The sequence below is a fragment of the Haemophilus sputorum CCUG 13788 genome (genome assembly GCF_000238795.1).
In the GTDB taxonomy this organism is placed as follows: Bacteria; Pseudomonadota; Gammaproteobacteria; order Enterobacterales; family Pasteurellaceae; genus Haemophilus_A; species Haemophilus_A sputorum.
On sequence record NZ_AFNK01000001.1, the window covers coordinates 63,165 to 79,704 of the forward strand.

At 37.9% G+C, this 16,540-nt stretch carries 22 protein-coding genes; 21 read left to right on the top strand and 1 reads right to left on the bottom strand.

All coding sequences use genetic code 11. The annotated features are described in order from the left end of the window. Window positions 1-25: 25 nt before the first annotated feature. The 14 genes from rpsH (at window position 26) to HSP_RS0100350 (ending at window position 8,780) form a co-directional block, all read left to right on the top strand. Window positions 26-418, top strand: coding sequence for a 30S ribosomal protein S8 (gene rpsH / locus HSP_RS0100285; RefSeq protein ID WP_005705955.1), 393 nt, complete (start codon window positions 26-28; stop codon window positions 416-418). Window positions 419-434: 16 nt separating this feature from the next. Beyond that, window positions 435-968 carry a 50S ribosomal protein L6 gene (rplF, locus tag HSP_RS0100290; RefSeq protein ID WP_007525726.1) on the top strand — a complete coding sequence of 178 codons (534 nt, stop codon included), beginning with the start codon at window positions 435-437 and terminating at the stop codon, window positions 966-968. A gap of 14 nt (window positions 969-982) precedes the next feature. Next, window positions 983-1,336, top strand: coding sequence for a 50S ribosomal protein L18 (gene rplR, locus HSP_RS0100295; RefSeq protein WP_007525634.1), 354 nt, complete (start codon window positions 983-985; stop codon window positions 1,334-1,336). A gap of 14 nt (window positions 1,337-1,350) precedes the next feature. Next, complete coding sequence (gene rpsE, locus HSP_RS0100300) at window positions 1,351-1,851, top strand: 30S ribosomal protein S5 (RefSeq protein WP_005705945.1); 501 nt, start codon at window positions 1,351-1,353, stop codon at window positions 1,849-1,851. A gap of 6 nt (window positions 1,852-1,857) precedes the next feature. Then, complete coding sequence (rpmD, locus tag HSP_RS0100305; RefSeq protein ID WP_006250021.1) at window positions 1,858-2,034, top strand: 50S ribosomal protein L30; 177 nt, start codon at window positions 1,858-1,860, stop codon at window positions 2,032-2,034. 4 nt (window positions 2,035-2,038) lie between these two features. Then, window positions 2,039-2,473 carry a 50S ribosomal protein L15 gene (gene rplO / locus HSP_RS0100310; RefSeq protein WP_007525702.1) on the top strand — a complete coding sequence of 145 codons (435 nt, stop codon included), beginning with the start codon at window positions 2,039-2,041 and terminating at the stop codon, window positions 2,471-2,473. Between the two features lie 3 nt (window positions 2,474-2,476). Beyond that, window positions 2,477-3,802, top strand: a complete 1,326-nt coding sequence (secY, locus tag HSP_RS0100315) for a preprotein translocase subunit SecY (protein ID WP_007525663.1) — start codon at window positions 2,477-2,479, stop codon at window positions 3,800-3,802. 25 nt (window positions 3,803-3,827) lie between these two features. Next, entirely contained in the window at window positions 3,828-3,941 is a 114-nt protein-coding gene (gene rpmJ / locus HSP_RS0100320; protein ID WP_007525755.1) for a 50S ribosomal protein L36, read from the top strand. Between the two features lie 134 nt (window positions 3,942-4,075). Next, window positions 4,076-4,432, top strand: coding sequence for a 30S ribosomal protein S13 (gene rpsM / locus HSP_RS0100325; RefSeq protein WP_005599322.1), 357 nt, complete (start codon window positions 4,076-4,078; stop codon window positions 4,430-4,432). Between the two features lie 16 nt (window positions 4,433-4,448). Then, the gene (gene rpsK, locus HSP_RS0100330) at window positions 4,449-4,838 is read left to right on the top strand and encodes a 30S ribosomal protein S11 (RefSeq protein ID WP_005705959.1); all 390 of its coding nucleotides are present in this window, start codon (window positions 4,449-4,451) and stop codon (window positions 4,836-4,838) included. A 28-nt stretch (window positions 4,839-4,866) separates the two neighbouring features. Further along, window positions 4,867-5,493, top strand: a complete 627-nt coding sequence (gene rpsD, locus HSP_RS0100335) for a 30S ribosomal protein S4 (RefSeq protein WP_005705947.1) — start codon at window positions 4,867-4,869, stop codon at window positions 5,491-5,493. 66 nt (window positions 5,494-5,559) lie between these two features. Next, window positions 5,560-6,549, top strand: coding sequence for a DNA-directed RNA polymerase subunit alpha (locus HSP_RS0100340; RefSeq protein ID WP_007525648.1), 990 nt, complete (start codon window positions 5,560-5,562; stop codon window positions 6,547-6,549). A gap of 35 nt (window positions 6,550-6,584) precedes the next feature. After that, window positions 6,585-6,965 carry a 50S ribosomal protein L17 gene (rplQ, locus tag HSP_RS0100345; RefSeq protein ID WP_010128113.1) on the top strand — a complete coding sequence of 127 codons (381 nt, stop codon included), beginning with the start codon at window positions 6,585-6,587 and terminating at the stop codon, window positions 6,963-6,965. A 156-nt stretch (window positions 6,966-7,121) separates the two neighbouring features. Further along, a complete protein-coding gene (locus HSP_RS0100350; protein WP_010128115.1) occupies window positions 7,122-8,780 on the top strand; it encodes a phospho-sugar mutase in 1,659 nt (552 codons plus the stop codon). 51 nt (window positions 8,781-8,831) lie between these two features. Here the strand turns inward: HSP_RS0100350 and HSP_RS0100355 are convergent, their stop codons facing one another. Beyond that, window positions 8,832-9,188 carry a winged helix-turn-helix transcriptional regulator gene (locus HSP_RS0100355; RefSeq protein ID WP_010128118.1) on the bottom strand — a complete coding sequence of 119 codons (357 nt, stop codon included), beginning with the start codon at window positions 9,186-9,188 and terminating at the stop codon, window positions 8,832-8,834. Between the two features lie 166 nt (window positions 9,189-9,354). On the opposite strand from HSP_RS0100355, the gene HSP_RS0100360 reads away from it, so the two are divergent. The 7 genes from HSP_RS0100360 to menB all read left to right on the top strand — a co-directional run bounded on the left by HSP_RS0100360 (window position 9,355) and on the right by menB (window position 16,509). Beyond that, entirely contained in the window at window positions 9,355-10,206 is an 852-nt protein-coding gene (locus HSP_RS0100360; protein WP_010128120.1) for an SDR family oxidoreductase, read from the top strand. A 261-nt stretch (window positions 10,207-10,467) separates the two neighbouring features. Then, on the top strand, window positions 10,468-10,716 hold the full coding sequence (gene rpsP, locus HSP_RS0100365) for a 30S ribosomal protein S16 (protein WP_007525753.1): 249 nt from the start codon (window positions 10,468-10,470) through the stop codon (window positions 10,714-10,716). A 43-nt stretch (window positions 10,717-10,759) separates the two neighbouring features. Then, a complete protein-coding gene (gene rimM, locus HSP_RS0100370; protein WP_005708635.1) occupies window positions 10,760-11,287 on the top strand; it encodes a ribosome maturation factor RimM in 528 nt (175 codons plus the stop codon). 58 nt (window positions 11,288-11,345) lie between these two features. Then, window positions 11,346-12,101: a tRNA (guanosine(37)-N1)-methyltransferase TrmD gene (trmD, locus tag HSP_RS0100375; protein ID WP_010128121.1), complete on the top strand. Its 756-nt coding sequence runs from the start codon at window positions 11,346-11,348 to the stop codon at window positions 12,099-12,101. 25 nt (window positions 12,102-12,126) lie between these two features. Further along, window positions 12,127-12,477 (top strand): 50S ribosomal protein L19, encoded by a 351-nt coding sequence (gene rplS, locus HSP_RS0100380; protein WP_007525695.1) that lies wholly within the window; start codon window positions 12,127-12,129, stop codon window positions 12,475-12,477. A gap of 89 nt (window positions 12,478-12,566) precedes the next feature. After that, window positions 12,567-15,272, top strand: a complete 2,706-nt coding sequence (locus HSP_RS0100385; protein WP_010128123.1) for a UvrD-helicase domain-containing protein — start codon at window positions 12,567-12,569, stop codon at window positions 15,270-15,272. Window positions 15,273-15,651: 379 nt separating this feature from the next. After that, window positions 15,652-16,509, top strand: coding sequence for a 1,4-dihydroxy-2-naphthoyl-CoA synthase (gene menB, locus HSP_RS0100390; protein ID WP_007525665.1), 858 nt, complete (start codon window positions 15,652-15,654; stop codon window positions 16,507-16,509). Window positions 16,510-16,540 lie beyond the last annotated feature (31 nt).

Here is a 16,540-nt window from a genome sequence, read left to right on the forward strand (position 1 = left end):
AATTTGGAATCATGGGAGTAAATACATGAGCATGCAAGATCCAATCGCAGATATGCTGACCCGTATTCGTAACGGTCAAGCTGCGAATAAAGTTGCAATCAGTATGCCTTCATCTAAGTTAAAAGTTGCTATTGCAAGCGTTTTAGCTGAAGAAGGTTATGTTGAGAGCTTCAAAGTTGTTGAAGGTTCAAAACCTGAGTTGGAAATCACTTTAAAATATTTCCAAAATAAACCAGTAGTAGAAAGTATCCAACGCGTAAGCCGTCCAGGTCTTCGTATTTACAAACGTAAAGACGAATTACCAAAAGTTATGGGTGGTTTAGGTATCGCAGTTGTTTCTACATCTAAAGGTGTTATGACCGACCGTGCTGCACGTCAAGCAGGTCTCGGCGGTGAAATCATCTGTTACGTAGCATAATAGAGAGGTAGGAAAAATGTCTCGTGTTGCAAAAGCACCTGTTAATGTTCCTGCCGGTGTTCAAGTTACATTGAACGGTCAGCTATTAACAGTTAAAGGTAAAAACGGCGAGTTATCTCGCGAAATTCATAATGCAGTTGAAGTAAAATACGAAGCTGATACATTAACTTTTGCACCTCGTGAAGGTGTTGTAAACGCAGATGCTCAAGCAGGTACTGCGCGTGCATTAGTTAATGCAATGGTTATCGGTGTTACTGAAGGCTTTACGAAGAAATTGCAATTAGTTGGTGTTGGTTACCGTGCACAAATGAAAGGCAACGTAGTTGCTTTAAGCTTAGGTTTCTCACACCCGGTAGAACATACGTTGCCAGCTGGTGTAACTGGTGAATGTCCATCACAAACTGAGATTATTCTCAAAAGTGCAGACAAACAGTTAATCGGTCAAGTTGCAGCTGATATTCGTGCATATCGCCGTCCAGAGCCTTATAAAGGCAAAGGTGTACGTTATTCTGATGAAGTTGTACGTACTAAAGAAGCGAAGAAAAAGTAAAGTAAGGTAACACTATGGATAAGAAAGTAGCTCGTATCCGTCGTGCAACCCGTGCACGTCATTTAATGAGAGAGCAAGGTGCTACACGTTTAGTTGTGCATCGCACACCGCGTCACATCTATGCGCAAGTAATTGCACCTAATGGCTCAGAAGTACTAGCAGCAGCTTCAACTGTTGAAAAAGTAATTAAAGAGCAAGTTAAATATACCGGTAATAAAGACGCCGCTGCAGTAGTTGGTAAATTAGTTGCAGAACGTGCTTTAGCTAAAGGTGTACAAGCGGTTGCATTTGATCGTTCAGGTTTCAAATACCACGGTCGTGTGCAAGCATTAGCAGACGCTGCTCGTGAAGCTGGTCTACAGTTCTAATAGAGGAATTTGAGATGTCAAACATCGAAAAACAAGCTGGTGAACTGCAAGAGAAGCTAATCGCGGTTAACCGTGTATCAAAAACCGTTAAAGGTGGTCGTATCATGAGTTTCACTGCTTTAACAGTAGTGGGCGATGGTAATGGTCGTGTAGGTTTTGGTTACGGTAAAGCACGTGAAGTTCCGGCAGCGATCCAAAAAGCGATGGAAAAAGCTCGTCGCAATATGATCAATGTAGCTTTAAACGAAGGTACATTACAACACCCTGTTAAAGGTTCACACACAGGTTCACGCGTATTTATGCAACCAGCAAGCGAAGGTACAGGTATCATCGCGGGTGGTGCAATGCGTGCTGTGTTAGAAGTTGCAGGCGTTCGTAACGTTCTTTCTAAAGCATATGGTTCAACCAACCCAATTAACGTTGTTCGTGCAACAATCGATGCACTTGAGAACATGAAATCACCTGAAATGGTTGCTGCAAAACGTGGCAAAACAGTTGAAGAAATTTTGGGGTAATTGAATATGGCAAAAATTAAAGTAACTCAAACTCGTAGCTCTATTGCTCGTTTACCGAAACATAAAGCAACGTTAAAAGGCTTAGGTCTTCGTCATATTCGTCACACCGTAGAACTTGAAGATACACCAGCAGTACGCGGTATGATCAATCAAGTATCTTATATGGTTAAAGTGGAGGAGTAATAGAATGCGTTTAAATACTCTTTCTCCGGCTGAAGGTGCTAAGCACAGTGCTAAACGTTTAGGTCGTGGTATCGGTTCTGGTTTAGGTAAAACTGGTGGTCGTGGTCATAAAGGTCAAAAATCTCGTACAGGCGGCGGTGTTCGTCGTGGTTTCGAGGGTGGTCAAATGCCTTTATACCGTCGTTTACCAAAATTTGGTTTTACTTCATTAAAATCATTCCGTGTTGCAGAAATTCGTTTAAGCGACTTAGCAAAAGTAGATGGCGATGTAGTCACATTAGAAGCATTAAAAGCAGCGAACATTATTACTAAAGATATTTTATCTGCAAAAGTTATTCTTTCAGGTAAAGTAGAAAAAGCAGTTAAAGTTCAAGGCTTAGGTGTAACTAAAGGTGCTAAAGCTGCTATCGAAGCTGCTGGTGGTTCTATCGAGGAATAATAGATGGCAAAGCAACCAGGGTACCAAGGTAGTACACAAAAAGGGACTGGCGAGCTTAAATCAAGATTGTTATTTGTTTTAGGTGCGTTAATCGTTTTCCGTATCGGTTCTTTTATACCTGTTCCTGGCATTGATGCTTCTGTTTTATCCGAGCTAATTAAGCAACAACAAGGCACCATCATTGACATGTTTAATATGTTCTCTGGTGGTGCATTAAGCCGAGCGTCTATTTTTGCGTTAGGTATTATGCCTTATATTTCGGCATCAATTATTATTCAATTATTGACTGCCATTCACCCTCCTTTAGCTGAATTAAAAAAAGAAGGCGAAGCAGGGCGTCGTAAAATTAGCAAATATACGCGTTATGGCACATTGTTATTAGCGTTTATTCAGTCTATTGGTGTTTCCATAGCGCTTCCTAATATGCAATCTGGGTTAGTAGTTAACCCAAATATGTTATTCTATATCACTTCTGTTATTAGCCTTGTAACTGGAACAATGTTCTTAATGTGGCTTGGTGAGCAAATTACAGAACGTGGTATTGGTAACGGCATTTCCCTCATTATTTTTGCCGGTATCGTTGCAGATTTACCTTCAACAATCGGGCAAACAATTGAGCAGGCAAGAGCAGGTGATCTTTCACCTATCGTGTTATTACTCATAGCTGTAATTGCATTCGCAGTAACATATTTTGTTGTGTTCGTAGAACGTGGACAAAGAAGAATCGTAGTAAACTATGCAAGTCGCCAACAAGGTAGAATGATGGCACCTGCAAGATCATCTCATTTACCATTAAAAGTAAATATGGCAGGGGTTATCCCAGCAATTTTTGCATCAAGTGTTATTTTGTTCCCTGCAAGTATTACGCAGTGGTTTGGACAAAGTAGTGAAGGCTTTGAGTGGTTATTTGATTTATCTCAGTTACTACAACCAGGACAACCACTTTACATTGTATTATTTACAATGGCAGTGATTTTCTTTGCTTTCTTCTATACTGGTATGCAGTATAATCCTCGTGAAACGGCGGATAATTTGAAGAAATCAGGTGCGTTTGTACCAGGTTATCGACCAGGCGAACAAACATCTCGTTATATTGATAAAGTAATGACGCGTTTAACCTTAATTGGTGCGCTATATATTGCTTTTGTTTGTTTGGTTCCTTATATCGCTATATCATTATGGAAAGTACCATTCCAATTAGGTGGTACTTCACTGTTAATCGTAGTGGTAGTTATTATGGATTTCATCGCACAGGTTCAAAGTCATATGATGTCATTACAATATGATTCTGTGTTGAAGAAAGCCAATTTAAAAGGCTTAGGGCAATAGACCCTTAGATCAGAAAGGATAAGCAATGAAAGTTCGTGCTTCAGTAAAAAGAATGTGCCGTAACTGTAAGGTTGTTAAACGTGAAGGTGTTGTTCGTGTAATTTGTAACGACCCTAAACATAAACAACGTCAAGGTTAATAGTATATTTCTTGCAAAGAACCCGCTGAGCAGGTATACTGCTCAGCTCATTCGTCCTGATATACTGTTTGAGTATCCTGAAACGGGCTTTTCAAGATCAGTATATCAATAAACTTAAATAATAGGAGTGCATAGTGGCCCGTATTGCAGGCATTAACATTCCTGATCAAAAACACACTGTAATCGCATTAACTGCAATTTACGGTATCGGTAAAACTCGTGCAAAAGCTATCTGTGCTGCAACGGGTATTGCTGAAGATGTAAAGATCAGAGAATTGTCTGAAGAGCAGATTGAAAAACTGCGTGAAGAAGTTGGTAAATTTACTGTCGAAGGTGATTTACGTCGTGAAGTAACTTTAAGCATCAAACGTCTTTTAGACCTTGGTTGCTACCGTGGTTTACGTCATCGTCGTAGTTTACCAGTACGTGGTCAACGTACTAAGACTAATGCGCGTACCCGTAAAGGTCCACGCAAACCGATCAAAAAATAGTCGGAGTAGATAAATAATGGCTAAAACACCAGTTCGCGCACGTAAGCGCGTTAAAAAACAGATTGCAGATGGCGTAGCTCATATCCACGCATCTTTCAATAACACAATCGTTACCATCACTGACCGTCAAGGCAACGCTCTAGCTTGGGCAACTGCTGGTGGTTCAGGTTTCCGTGGTTCTCGTAAATCAACTCCATTTGCTGCTCAAGTTGCTGCAGAGCGTTGTGCAGAAATGGTTAAAGAATTTGGTTTAAAGAATTTGGAAGTTATGGTTAAAGGTCCGGGTCCGGGTCGTGAATCAACAATTCGTGCATTAAATGCAGCGGGTTTCCGTATCACGAACATTACTGATGTGACTCCGATTCCTCATAACGGTTGTCGTCCACCGAAAAAACGTCGCGTTTAATTGACGTTAGAATAATTGGAGAAAGAAAATGGCAAGATATTTGGGTCCTAAGCTCAAGCTAAGCCGTCGTGAAGGTACTGATTTATTTTTAAAATCAGGCGTTCGTGCGATTGAATCAAAATGTAGAAATCGTCTTGATGTAGCCCCTGGTCAACATGGTGCTCGCAAGCCACGTTTATCTGACTACGGTAGTCAGTTACGTGAAAAACAAAAAGTTCGCCGTATCTATGGTATCTTAGAACGTCAATTCCGTAATTACTATAAAGAAGCTAACCGCTTAAAAGGTAATACAGGTGAGAACTTATTAGTATTATTAGAAGGTCGTTTAGATAACGTTGTTTACCGTATGGGTTTTGCTGCAACTCGTGCTGAAGCACGTCAGCTTGTTAGCCACAAATCTATCGTTGTAAACGGTCGTGTAGTAAATATTCCTTCATTCCAAGTTTCTGTTGATGATGTAGTTGCTGTTCGTGAAAAATCTAAAAAACAAGCACGTATTAAAGCATCGTTAGAATTAGCAACTCAACGTGAAAAACCAACTTGGTTAGAAGTTGATGCAACTAAAATGGAAGGTGTATTTAAACGTACTCCTGAACGCTCTGACTTATCAGCAGACATCAATGAACATCTGATCGTTGAGCTTTACTCTAAATAATAGTTAATTGTTAAAATTATATTTTTTATTTAGTAGTAATAAGCTTAAAAACAAAGAGAGGATAAAATGCAGGGTTCTGTGACAGAATTTTTAAAGCCGCACTTAGTGAATATTGAACAAATTAGTTCAACTCACGCAAAAGTGACTCTAGAGCCGTTAGAACGAGGTTTTGGACATACGTTAGGTAACGCACTTCGACGCATTTTACTTTCGTCAATGCCAGGTTGTGCCGTTACTGAGGTTGAGATTGATGGTGTATTACATGAATACAGCAGCAAAGAAGGCGTACAAGAAGATATTCTTGAAGTATTACTAAACCTAAAAGGTCTAGCGGTAAAAGTGCAAGATAAAGATGATATTATCTTGACACTAAATAAATCTGGAATTGGCCCTGTGACTGCAGGCGACATTACACATGATGGTGGTGTTGAGATTGTTAATCCTAACCATGTTATCTGTCATTTAACAGATAAAAATGCTACAATCAGTATGCGTATTCGCGTACAACGTGGTCGTGGTTATGTTCCAGCATCAGCCCGTGTACATACTCAAGATGATGATCGTCCAATTGGGCGTTTACTTGTAGATGCTCGTTTTAGCCCAGTAGATCGTATTGCTTACAATGTAGAAGCTGCACGTGTTGAACAGCGTACGGACTTAGATAAGCTCATCATTGAGATGGAAACAAATGGCACAATCGATCCAGAAGAAGCCATTCGTCGTGCTGCAACCATTTTAGCAGAGCAATTAGACGCATTTGTTGATTTACGTGATGTTCGTCAACCGGAAGTGAAAGAAGAAAAACCGGAATTTGATCCGATTCTTCTTCGCCCTGTAGATGATCTTGAATTAACAGTCCGTTCTGCTAACTGTTTGAAAGCAGAGACAATTCACTATATCGGTGATTTAGTACAACGTACAGAAGTTGAGTTATTAAAAACACCTAACCTCGGTAAGAAATCACTTACTGAGATTAAGGATGTATTGGCTTCTCGTGGTTTATCACTCGGTATGCGCCTTGAGAATTGGCCACCAGCAAGCATTGCTGAAGACTAATTTTAGGTAATAGATTTTCTAAGAAGGATATAGGTATGCGCCATCGTAAGAGTGGACGTCAATTAAACCGTAACAGCAGCCATCGCCAAGCGATGTTCCGTAATATGGCAAGTTCTTTAGTTGAACATGAAATCATTAAAACAACTTTGCCTAAAGCTAAAGAGTTACGTCGTGTAATTGAACCATTAATTACTTTAGCAAAAGAAGATAGCGTTGCAAACCGCCGCTTAGCTTTTGCTCGTACTCGCAACGTAGAAACCGTTGCTAAATTATTCAATGAATTAGGTCCACGTTTTGCACAACGTGCGGGTGGTTACACTCGTATTTTAAAATGTGGTTTCCGCGCAGGTGATAACGCGCCAATGGCTTACATTGAGCTTGTTGATCGTCCTGAAGTTGCAGAAGCAGCAGAATAATTCTTTATAAAGCCCGGCATTGTTCGGGCTTTATCTTTTCTATTATCACCCTCCATTTTTCCATTTAGGTCAAACTTTTTATAATTAATGGTTCAAATCTCCCTATTTTTCCGTTAGTCTATCGTGAACTATTCGTTAAATTATAGGGGAATTATTATGGATGCACTTTTTAGCAAAGCTCAAGATTGGTTGAATCAAGATCCTGATCAAGAAACTCGTGCAGAGTTAGAACAATTGCTTTCAGAAGCAAAATCAGGAAATGCTGAAGCTCAGGCAGAATTAACAAATCGTTTTGATGGACGTTTACAATTTGGTACAGCAGGTTTACGTGGTCGTTTACAAGCAGGTTCTATGGGAATGAACCGCGTATTAGTTGCTCAAGCAGCTGGTGGTTTAGCCGCGTACTTAAAAGACTATGATAAAACCCCTTCAATCGTAATTGGATATGACGGTCGTAAAAATTCAGATGTATTTGCACGTGATACGGCTGAAATCATGGCTGGTGCGGGCATTAAAGCATATTTATTACCACGCAAATTACCAACACCTGTTTTAGCTTATGCAATTCAATACTTTGATGCAACAGCAGGTGTTATGGTAACTGCGAGCCACAACCCACCAGAAGATAACGGTTATAAAGTTTATTTAGGTAAAGCAAATGGTGGTGGTCAGATTGTTTCGCCAGCAGACAAAGACATTGCAGCACTCATTGATAAAGTTGCAGCAGGTAATATTGCTGATTTACCACGTAGCCAAGATTTCACTATCTTAAATGATGAAATTGTTGATGCATATATTGCTAAAACAGCAAGCCTTGCAAAAGAGCCTCAAGCAGACATTAACTATGTATATACAGCAATGCATGGTGTAGGTTATGAAGTGTTAAGTAAAACCCTTGCGAAAGCAGGTTTACCACAACCGCATGTTGTTGCAGAGCAAGTTTGGCCAGATGGTACATTCCCAACCGTAAACTTCCCTAACCCGGAAGAGAAAGGCGCATTAGACTTAGCAATTAAAGTAGCTAAAGAAAATAATGCGGAATTCATTATTGCAAATGACCCAGATGCAGACCGTTTAGCAGTAGCTGTTCCAGATGCGCAAGGTAACTGGAAACCTCTTCACGGTAACGTGATTGGTTGTTACTTAGGTTGGTATTTAGCAAAACAATATCATGCACAAGGCAAAAAAGGCGTGTTAGCATGTTCATTGGTTTCTTCACCAGCCTTAGCGGAAATTGCGAAGAAATATGGTTTTGACTCAGAAGAAACTTTAACTGGCTTCAAATATATCGGCAAAGTAAACGGTTTATTATTTGGTTTCGAAGAAGCATTAGGTTACTTAGTAGATCCAGATAAAGTACGCGATAAAGACGGTATTTCAGCAGCAATTGTATTCTTAGATTTAGTACGTAGCCTTAAAAAAGAAGGTAAAACACTTGCAGACTATGCAGCAGACTTCACAAAAGAGTTTGGTGCTTATGTAAGCGGTCAAATTTCTATCCGTGTTAGCGATTTATCTGAAATTGGTAAATTGATGAGCGCATTACGTAATAATCCGCCAGCAGAAGTGGGTGGTTTCAAAGTGGCGACATTCTTAGATCATACTAAAACTGACCGTCAAAGCGATATTTTAGTATTCGTATTAGAAAATGGCAGCCGTTTAATCGCTCGTCCATCAGGTACAGAACCGAAAATTAAGTTCTACTTAGATGCGCGTGGTACTGATCCGAAAAATGCAGATGAAGTATTAGCACAATTCGATGAAAGTGTACGTGTTCTTCTACGTCAAGAACAATACGGTAAACAAGATTGCTAATTGCAAAATAAGTAAGAAAAAACACCGCTTGTAAAAGTGGTGTTTTTGTATTTAAGCACTTTTGCTTTCTAAAATTTTCCCTAAATTTGTTTCCAACCAATCCACCAACTCAAACATCTTATTAGAAGCCTCTGCTCCGAATTCTGTTAATGTGTAATCCACTTGCGGTGGCACGGTATTATAGGATTTACGGATTAACATGCCATCAGCCTCCAATTCCTGCAGGGTTTTAGTCAACATACGTTCGCTCACGCCATCAATCGCACGGCGAAGTTCACTAAAACGCTTGGTGCCAGAATGTAAACTCACTAACACTAATGCGCCCCAACGACTGGTTAAATGTTGCAAAATTTGGCGAGAAGGGCAAGCTGAAGCCAGAACATTCCCACGATTTAAATTTTTTTCCATTTTTAATTCCTTAAAAATCAACAATTTAAAAATTATTTTTAAAAAACCCCAAAACTTACGTTTATGTAAGTACTTCTCAAAAGTAAGCGCTGAAATATAATACGCCACATCAAGCGAACAATCAAATGTTCAACCATCATTTCGACTTAACGAGAAGGAAAACATCATGACAACTAAAACTATCGCAATTACTGGTGCAACAGGTCAATTTGGCGTAATTGCATTAGACTTATTAAAAGCAAAACAAGCGAATGTCATCGCGCTTGTACGCTCTCCAGAAAAAATTTTAGGTGCAGAAGCCCGCAAATTTGATTATTCAAAAACAGAAGGACAAGTAGAAGCATTACAAGGTGTAGATACTTTAATTCTTGTTTCAAGTAATGAAATTGGTCAGCGTTTTGTACAACATAACAACGTAATTGAATCAGCTAAAAAAGCAGGCGTGAAACATATTATCTACACCAGCTTACTCGGCGCGACCAACGACAACACAGTGAAATCTCTTGCCGGTGAGCACGTTGAAACTGAAGCCGCATTAAAAGCTTCGGGCATTACTTACACTATTTTACGAAATGGTTGGTACACCGAAAACTACACGGCTTCAATTCCGGCAGCATTAGCAAACAATGCTTTCTACGGTTCAGCAAAAAACGGCAAAATTTCGTCTGTACTTCGTGCAGAACTTGCTGAAGCAGCGGTAAACGTTGCCTTAGGCGAAGGGCATGAAAACCAAACTTACGAGCTTGCCGGATCAACCAGCTGGACATTAGCTGACCTTGCCGCAGAAATCAGCAAACAAACAGGTAAAGATATCCCTTATGTAGATATTCCTGCAGCAGATTATGCCGCTGCACTTGTGCAAGCAGGATTAGATGAAGGCTTTGCAGGCTTAATAGCACAATGGGATGTAGATGCGTCAAACGGTGCATTATTCTCAGAAGACAAAACCCTTGAGAAATTGCTTGGCCGTCCAATAGCAGGATTGGATGTAGCAGTGAAACGAGCTTTATCCCACTAATAACATTTGACTAAAACAAGGTGCGGTTATTATCGCACCTTTTAAAATGGTGTTTGTTAAGAGATTGATTTAGCGATTTCACAAAAGCTATTTCAGGAGAAGCATCTAGCGCATCTTCGCGACATCGTCCTTTTTCCTTGCATTTTTGCAAAAAAGCGGTAAAATTCTACCGCTTATTTTCTATATAAATAGAGATAAGTTTCGTACCCTCACCTCGAACGAGGGTTTATTTTTTTACTATCAACAATTTAGAGGAAGGTTATGGTAACCATTCGTTTAACTCGTGGCGGAGCTAAAAAACGCCCATTCTATCAAATCGTGGTAGCGGACAGCCGTTCACCTCGTGACGGTCGTTTCATCGAGCGTATCGGTTTCTTCAACCCATTAGCAGCAGGTCAAGCTGAACGTTTACGTTTAGACGTGGCTAAAGTTGATGCTTGGGTTGCTAAAGGTGCTTCACTTTCAGATCGTGTAGAATCTTTAGTAAAAGAAGCTCGCAAAGCAGCTTAATAAGCGGTTAAATTTTTAAAAAATTTTGCAAAAGGTGACGAATATGAGCGAACAAAAAATTGAAGTTGTCGGAAAATTAGGGTCAACCTATGGTATCCGTGGCTGGTTACGTCTCTATTCTTCCACCGAAGAAGCAGAAAGCATTTTCGATTATCAGCCATGGTTCTTAAAAATTAAAGGTCAATGGCAACCTATCGAGCTAGAAAGCTGGCGTTATCACAGCAATGATTTGATTGTGAAATTAAAAGGCACAGACGACCGTGAAGCCGCACAATTATTAACTAACGCTGAAATTGGCGTAGATTTAAGTGTGTTTCCAGAACTGGAAGAAGGTGATTATTACTGGCATGATTTAATCGGCTGTTCAGTAGTAAACCTTGAAGGCTACACTATGGGCGTGGTAACTGAGTTAATGGAAACAGGTTCAAATGATGTGCTAGTGGTTAAAGCAAATAGCAAAGATGCTTTCGGCAAACAAGAACGATTAATTCCGTTCTTATACGAACAAGTAGTTAAAAGAGTAGATCTCGCCACCAAAACAATTACGGTGGACTGGGACGCTGGTTTCTAACCTCAGGTATGCGGTGTGAGCTTTCGCTTTTAAGAGCAAGAACGTTGGGGGACAAATAATGTGGATTGGTATTATTTCACTGTTTCCCGAAATGTTTAAAGCAATCACTGATTTTGGGGTAACAGGTAGAGCAGTTAAACAAAATCTTCTGCAGATTCAATGTTGGAATCCGCGTGATTTTACAACAGATAAACATAGAACCGTGGATGATCGCCCTTATGGTGGAGGCCCGGGAATGTTGATGATGGTGCAGCCGCTTCGTGATGCAATTCATGCAGCAAAAAAGGCAGCACAAGCAGAAGAGGGCGCAGAGGTTAAAGTGATTTACCTTTCGCCACAAGGTCGCAAACTCGATCAACAAGGTGTACAAACGCTAGCTTCAAATCAAAAACTGATTTTAATCTGTGGCAGATATGAAGGTGTTGATGAGCGATTGATTCAATCGGAAGTTGATGAAGAGTGGTCAATTGGCGACTATGTTTTAACAGGGGGCGAATTACCTGCAATGACATTAATTGATGCTGTTGCAAGATTCGTACCGGGTGTATTAGGTAAACAAGCTTCCGCTTTGGAAGATTCGTTTGCTGAGGGTTTACTAGATTGCCCTCATTATACTCGCCCTGAAGTGTTAGATGGCATACCTGTGCCTGAAGTGCTGATGTCTGGACATCATGAAGAAATCCGAAAATGGCGATTATCGCAATCTTTGGAAAGAACTTGGTTAAGACGCCCTGAGCTATTGGATAGCCTAGCTCTGACTGACGAACAACAGAAGTTGTTGCGAAAAATTAAGCAGCAACACAAAATCAGTTAATTCTAGGATTTAGAAGGTTTATAAAATGAGTAACATCATCAAACAACTTGAAACAGAACAGTTAAAACAAAACGTACCTAGCTTCCGTCCAGGTGACACTTTAGAAGTTAAGGTATGGGTAGTAGAAGGTAGTAAAAAACGTTTGCAAGCGTTCGAAGGCGTGGTTATTGCAATTCGTAACCGTGGCTTGCACTCAGCATTCACTCTACGTAAAGTATCAAACGGCGTAGGCGTTGAACGTGTATTCCAAACTCACTCACCAGTAATCGATAGCATCTCTGTTAAACGTAAAGGTGCAGTACGTAAAGCTAAACTTTACTACTTACGTGAGCGTTCAGGTAAATCTGCACGTATCAAAGAGCGTCTTGGTGCATAATCAAGATTGCTTTAATGCCAAAAATCAAAAGCCTTGGGGAAACCCAAGGCTTTATTCTATAATGAATAAAAGTTAGAGAATAAGGACTTATGACTATTGAAATTTTTTCTCATGATGAGCTTCATCCTTTAGTAGATATTGAGCAATTTGAACAAGAGCTAAAAGATATAATTCAATATGAACGTTATAAACAAAATGTGAAGGTATTTTTTATTAATAATCCTAGGATTAAGGGATTAGTTAATACAGATATTGATTTGCTTCTGATTATTGCTTTAGAAAATAAAGATAGATGTTTCTATAAATTAAAAAATTATTCAGCTATTAGCAACAATGAAATAGAAAATAATAATTTTCCTCGTGATATTTATTTTAACAACCTAATCATCCCTATTAAGTTTATAGATTATTTAGAAAATGTTCAAAAACCTGAAATAGATGGTAAAATTAATTTTCTTTATACAGATAAATATGAGGAGAATATTGGTCAATATACTAAGGAATTATTTTTTCAAACTAAAAAATATCTTGAAAGTATTTGGAAAGAACATCAATTAAAATTAATAGATAAAGATGGTTCTTTAACTAAGTTTAACATTTTCCCTAATCCGATTGTTTGGGTAATTAGTCCTAATCATGCACAATATGATTTTACTAGACCTAATTTTATTTATGCGTATAAATTTGGTTTTAAAGAATTGGATGCCTATTTCAGATTCTCTCCTCTTTTGTCTAATTCATTTACCTCTAATTATCATTGGTCTAAAGAAAGAAATAATCATGAGGCTTATAATATTATAGATACGCATATTGACTTGCTTAAAGAACAGATTGAAAAAGATAATAAAATTGGTTCTTTAACAAAAAAGAAAATAGATAGAATAAATAAACAATATGCTGAAGATCTTGATATTTATAATAGATTTTTATTAGAAAGAAAAGAGGAAATTAATGACCATATTGAAGATGACTTTTTTCTTTCTTCCGATACTAATCTTAAAAAGAAAAAAATAATGAACCTTCCTGAAAGGGTAAGGGCAAAAAATGAATTAAATAAGAATTTAATTATTATTAGTGGGAAGGCCGGTTCAGGCAAAACTTTCGAAATGATGTCGTTAATTAAGAAATCTTATGAAGAATCTAAAAAAGGAGATTGTAATGGGGTTAGTGGTTATTATTTGACTTATAATAAATTGCTAGCAAATGATGTTAAGATTATTAGAGATAATTATCAAGGAAAAGAAAAAGAAAAAGGAAAACCAAAAACAGTAATAAAAACTATTCATAAGTATTTCTATGATCTGACAGATAGCATAAGAATACTTCATATTATGAATCAATCCAGAATATTAGAGTTACAAGGAATACAAGATAAACGTTATTTATTAATTAAAGATCACGATTCTGATATACCTGACGAAACCTGGGATATAGGGACAAGAGAATTTTTTCTTAGATGGAAAGAAAAATATTCAAAAGATTCTAAAGACTCGAAAGATTCTAAAGACTCGAAATATTCTAAAGACTCGAAATATTCTAAAGCTTTAGCTGATTATGTTAATAAAATTAAGAAAGCTATTGAAAGAAAACTGGAAAAGGAAGTCTTTTTAACTGATTATTATCAAGTACTACGTTATTTCATGCTAGCAATAAAAGCTCCAGAGAGGCTTTATACAATTTTAAATATTGATTCAATGTCAGATGAAGATTGGTATAGAGCAATTAAAAGAAAAGATAAAGTCTATCCTAAAACAGTAAAGGGATTCTCAGAGTTATGTAACAGGGCAATAGGTTCATCAGTAAGTCGAGGGCGAGTTTTGTTTATAGATGAAGCACAAGATTGCCATCCATTAGAAAGAGATATTTTTCTTAGTTTATGGAAAAATAAAAATATTGTTGTTTGTACTGGTGGTAGAGAACAGCTAATACGACATAATATAGAATGCAATTGGAAATATAATGATGAGGAAAATAAAGTCATTTATAATATAATTGAGATTCAAAAAAGAAATAGAACATTTAGATTAAAACAAAATATTGTTAATTTATGCAATTTTATTGCTAATGAGTTTCAGATTAATTTGGATTTGAGTGCAATTCGTTCAGATAAAGATTACGGTACAGTAATTATAGAAATGCAAGATCCTAACTATACTAAGCTCGAACGGGTAGTTAATAAGTTAATAACTGTGGGTAAAGATAATGGGTTATCAAATTATGAGAGTATCTTATTTCTAGAAGAATCAGATTCTAATTTATTTCTAGAAGAATCAGATTCTAATTTATTTCTAGAAGAACCAGATTCTAATTTATATCTAGAATCAGGTATTACGGTGGATGCTAATAATAATATCCTTCTTTCTTCAAAGAAAAATAAATATTCTAGATTATCTGAATTAACAAAAATTGCTGAAGATGAATTATTTCTACATAAGCAAAATAAAAAAAAGGATATTCAAGAAGATAGTGAAGATTATAATTTCATTCAAGATGAGGAGAATGAGCCTACACAAAATACTTACCGGGGTATTTTTTATGAATCTTGTCGGGGGCTGGAGGCATGGTCAGTCATCTGCTTAGACCTAGACACTTTTTATCAACGAAAGAAAAATGAAGAAATTGCAGCAAGCTATATGAGTGATGATCTTTTTTTAACAGAAGATGAACGTAGAACAAAATATGCAGCAACATGGGTTTTAATGGCATTGACTAGACCACTTGATACGCTTTATGTGCATATCCGTGATCCTGATTCTGAGCTAGGTAAAATATTTCAGAAATATTTGGATCAATAAAATTGATATAATATAAAGCTTTGGAATAATCATAATTTTTTTGTGAAATTTATATTTCGAATTATAAAAATAAGGATTGAACCAATAATTGTTGTTAAAGGTACTGTACTACGGAATAATTAAAGCCTGGTGTGATTTGTTCGATTATGAATGCGTGTTTAGAGCTACTCACTGAATTTCATAGGCCAGAATTTGATTATATCCGTTCCATTGAAGCGATTATTAAATCCGAAACTAGCATTCACTTAAAGCTGTATGTTTAATCACAAGCGGTCTAATTTGTAAAAAAATTTGCAAATTAGACCGCTTTCTCTTCGACCGCTTCTCAAATTCAGCTATAATTGATCGAATTTTTTACACTGATGAAAGGAATTTTTTCATGCAAAATCCAAAAGATGATGTACTTTATGCTCCAGTTCAATGGGTTGATCACAGCGAAGGTTATACTGATATTCTTTACCATAAATCAGTTGACGGTATTGCAAAAATTACGATTAACCGCCCGGAAGTGCGTAATGCATTCCGTCCACAAACGGTAAAAGAGATGATTCAAGCTTTTTCAGATGCACGTTTTGATGAAAAAGTAGGTGTAATCGTATTAACTGGTCAGGGCGAACATGCGTTCTGTTCTGGCGGTGACCAAAAAGTGCGTGGTGACTACGGCGGTTATAAAGATGATAGCGGCGTACATCATTTAAACGTGTTGGATTTCCAACGTGATATTCGTACTTGTCCGAAACCAGTTGTTGCGATGGTTGCAGGCTATGCAATCGGTGGCGGTCATGTGTTACATATGATTGCAGACTTAACTATTGCGGCAGAAAATGCGGTATTTGGTCAAACTGGCCCGAAAGTTGGTTCATTTGATGGCGGTTGGGGTGCAAGCTATATGGCTCGCATCGTTGGTCAGAAAAAAGCGCGTGAAATTTGGTTCTTATGCCGTCAATATAATGCACAAGAAGCATTAGAAATGGGTTTAGTTAATACTGTTGTGCCTTATGCGGATTTAGAAAAAGAAACCGTGCGTTGGTGCCGTGAAATGTTGCGTAATAGCCCGATTGCATTACGTTGCTTAAAAGCGGCATTAAATGCAGACTGTGATGGCCAATCTGGTTTACAAGAATTAGCGGGTAATGCGACCATGTTGTTCTATATGACAGAAGAAGGTCAAGAAGGTCGTAACGCATTTAATGAAAAACGTGCGCCAGACTTCAGCAAATTCAAACGCAATCCATAATAAACTTCCTTGATAACAAGCGGTTGGATTT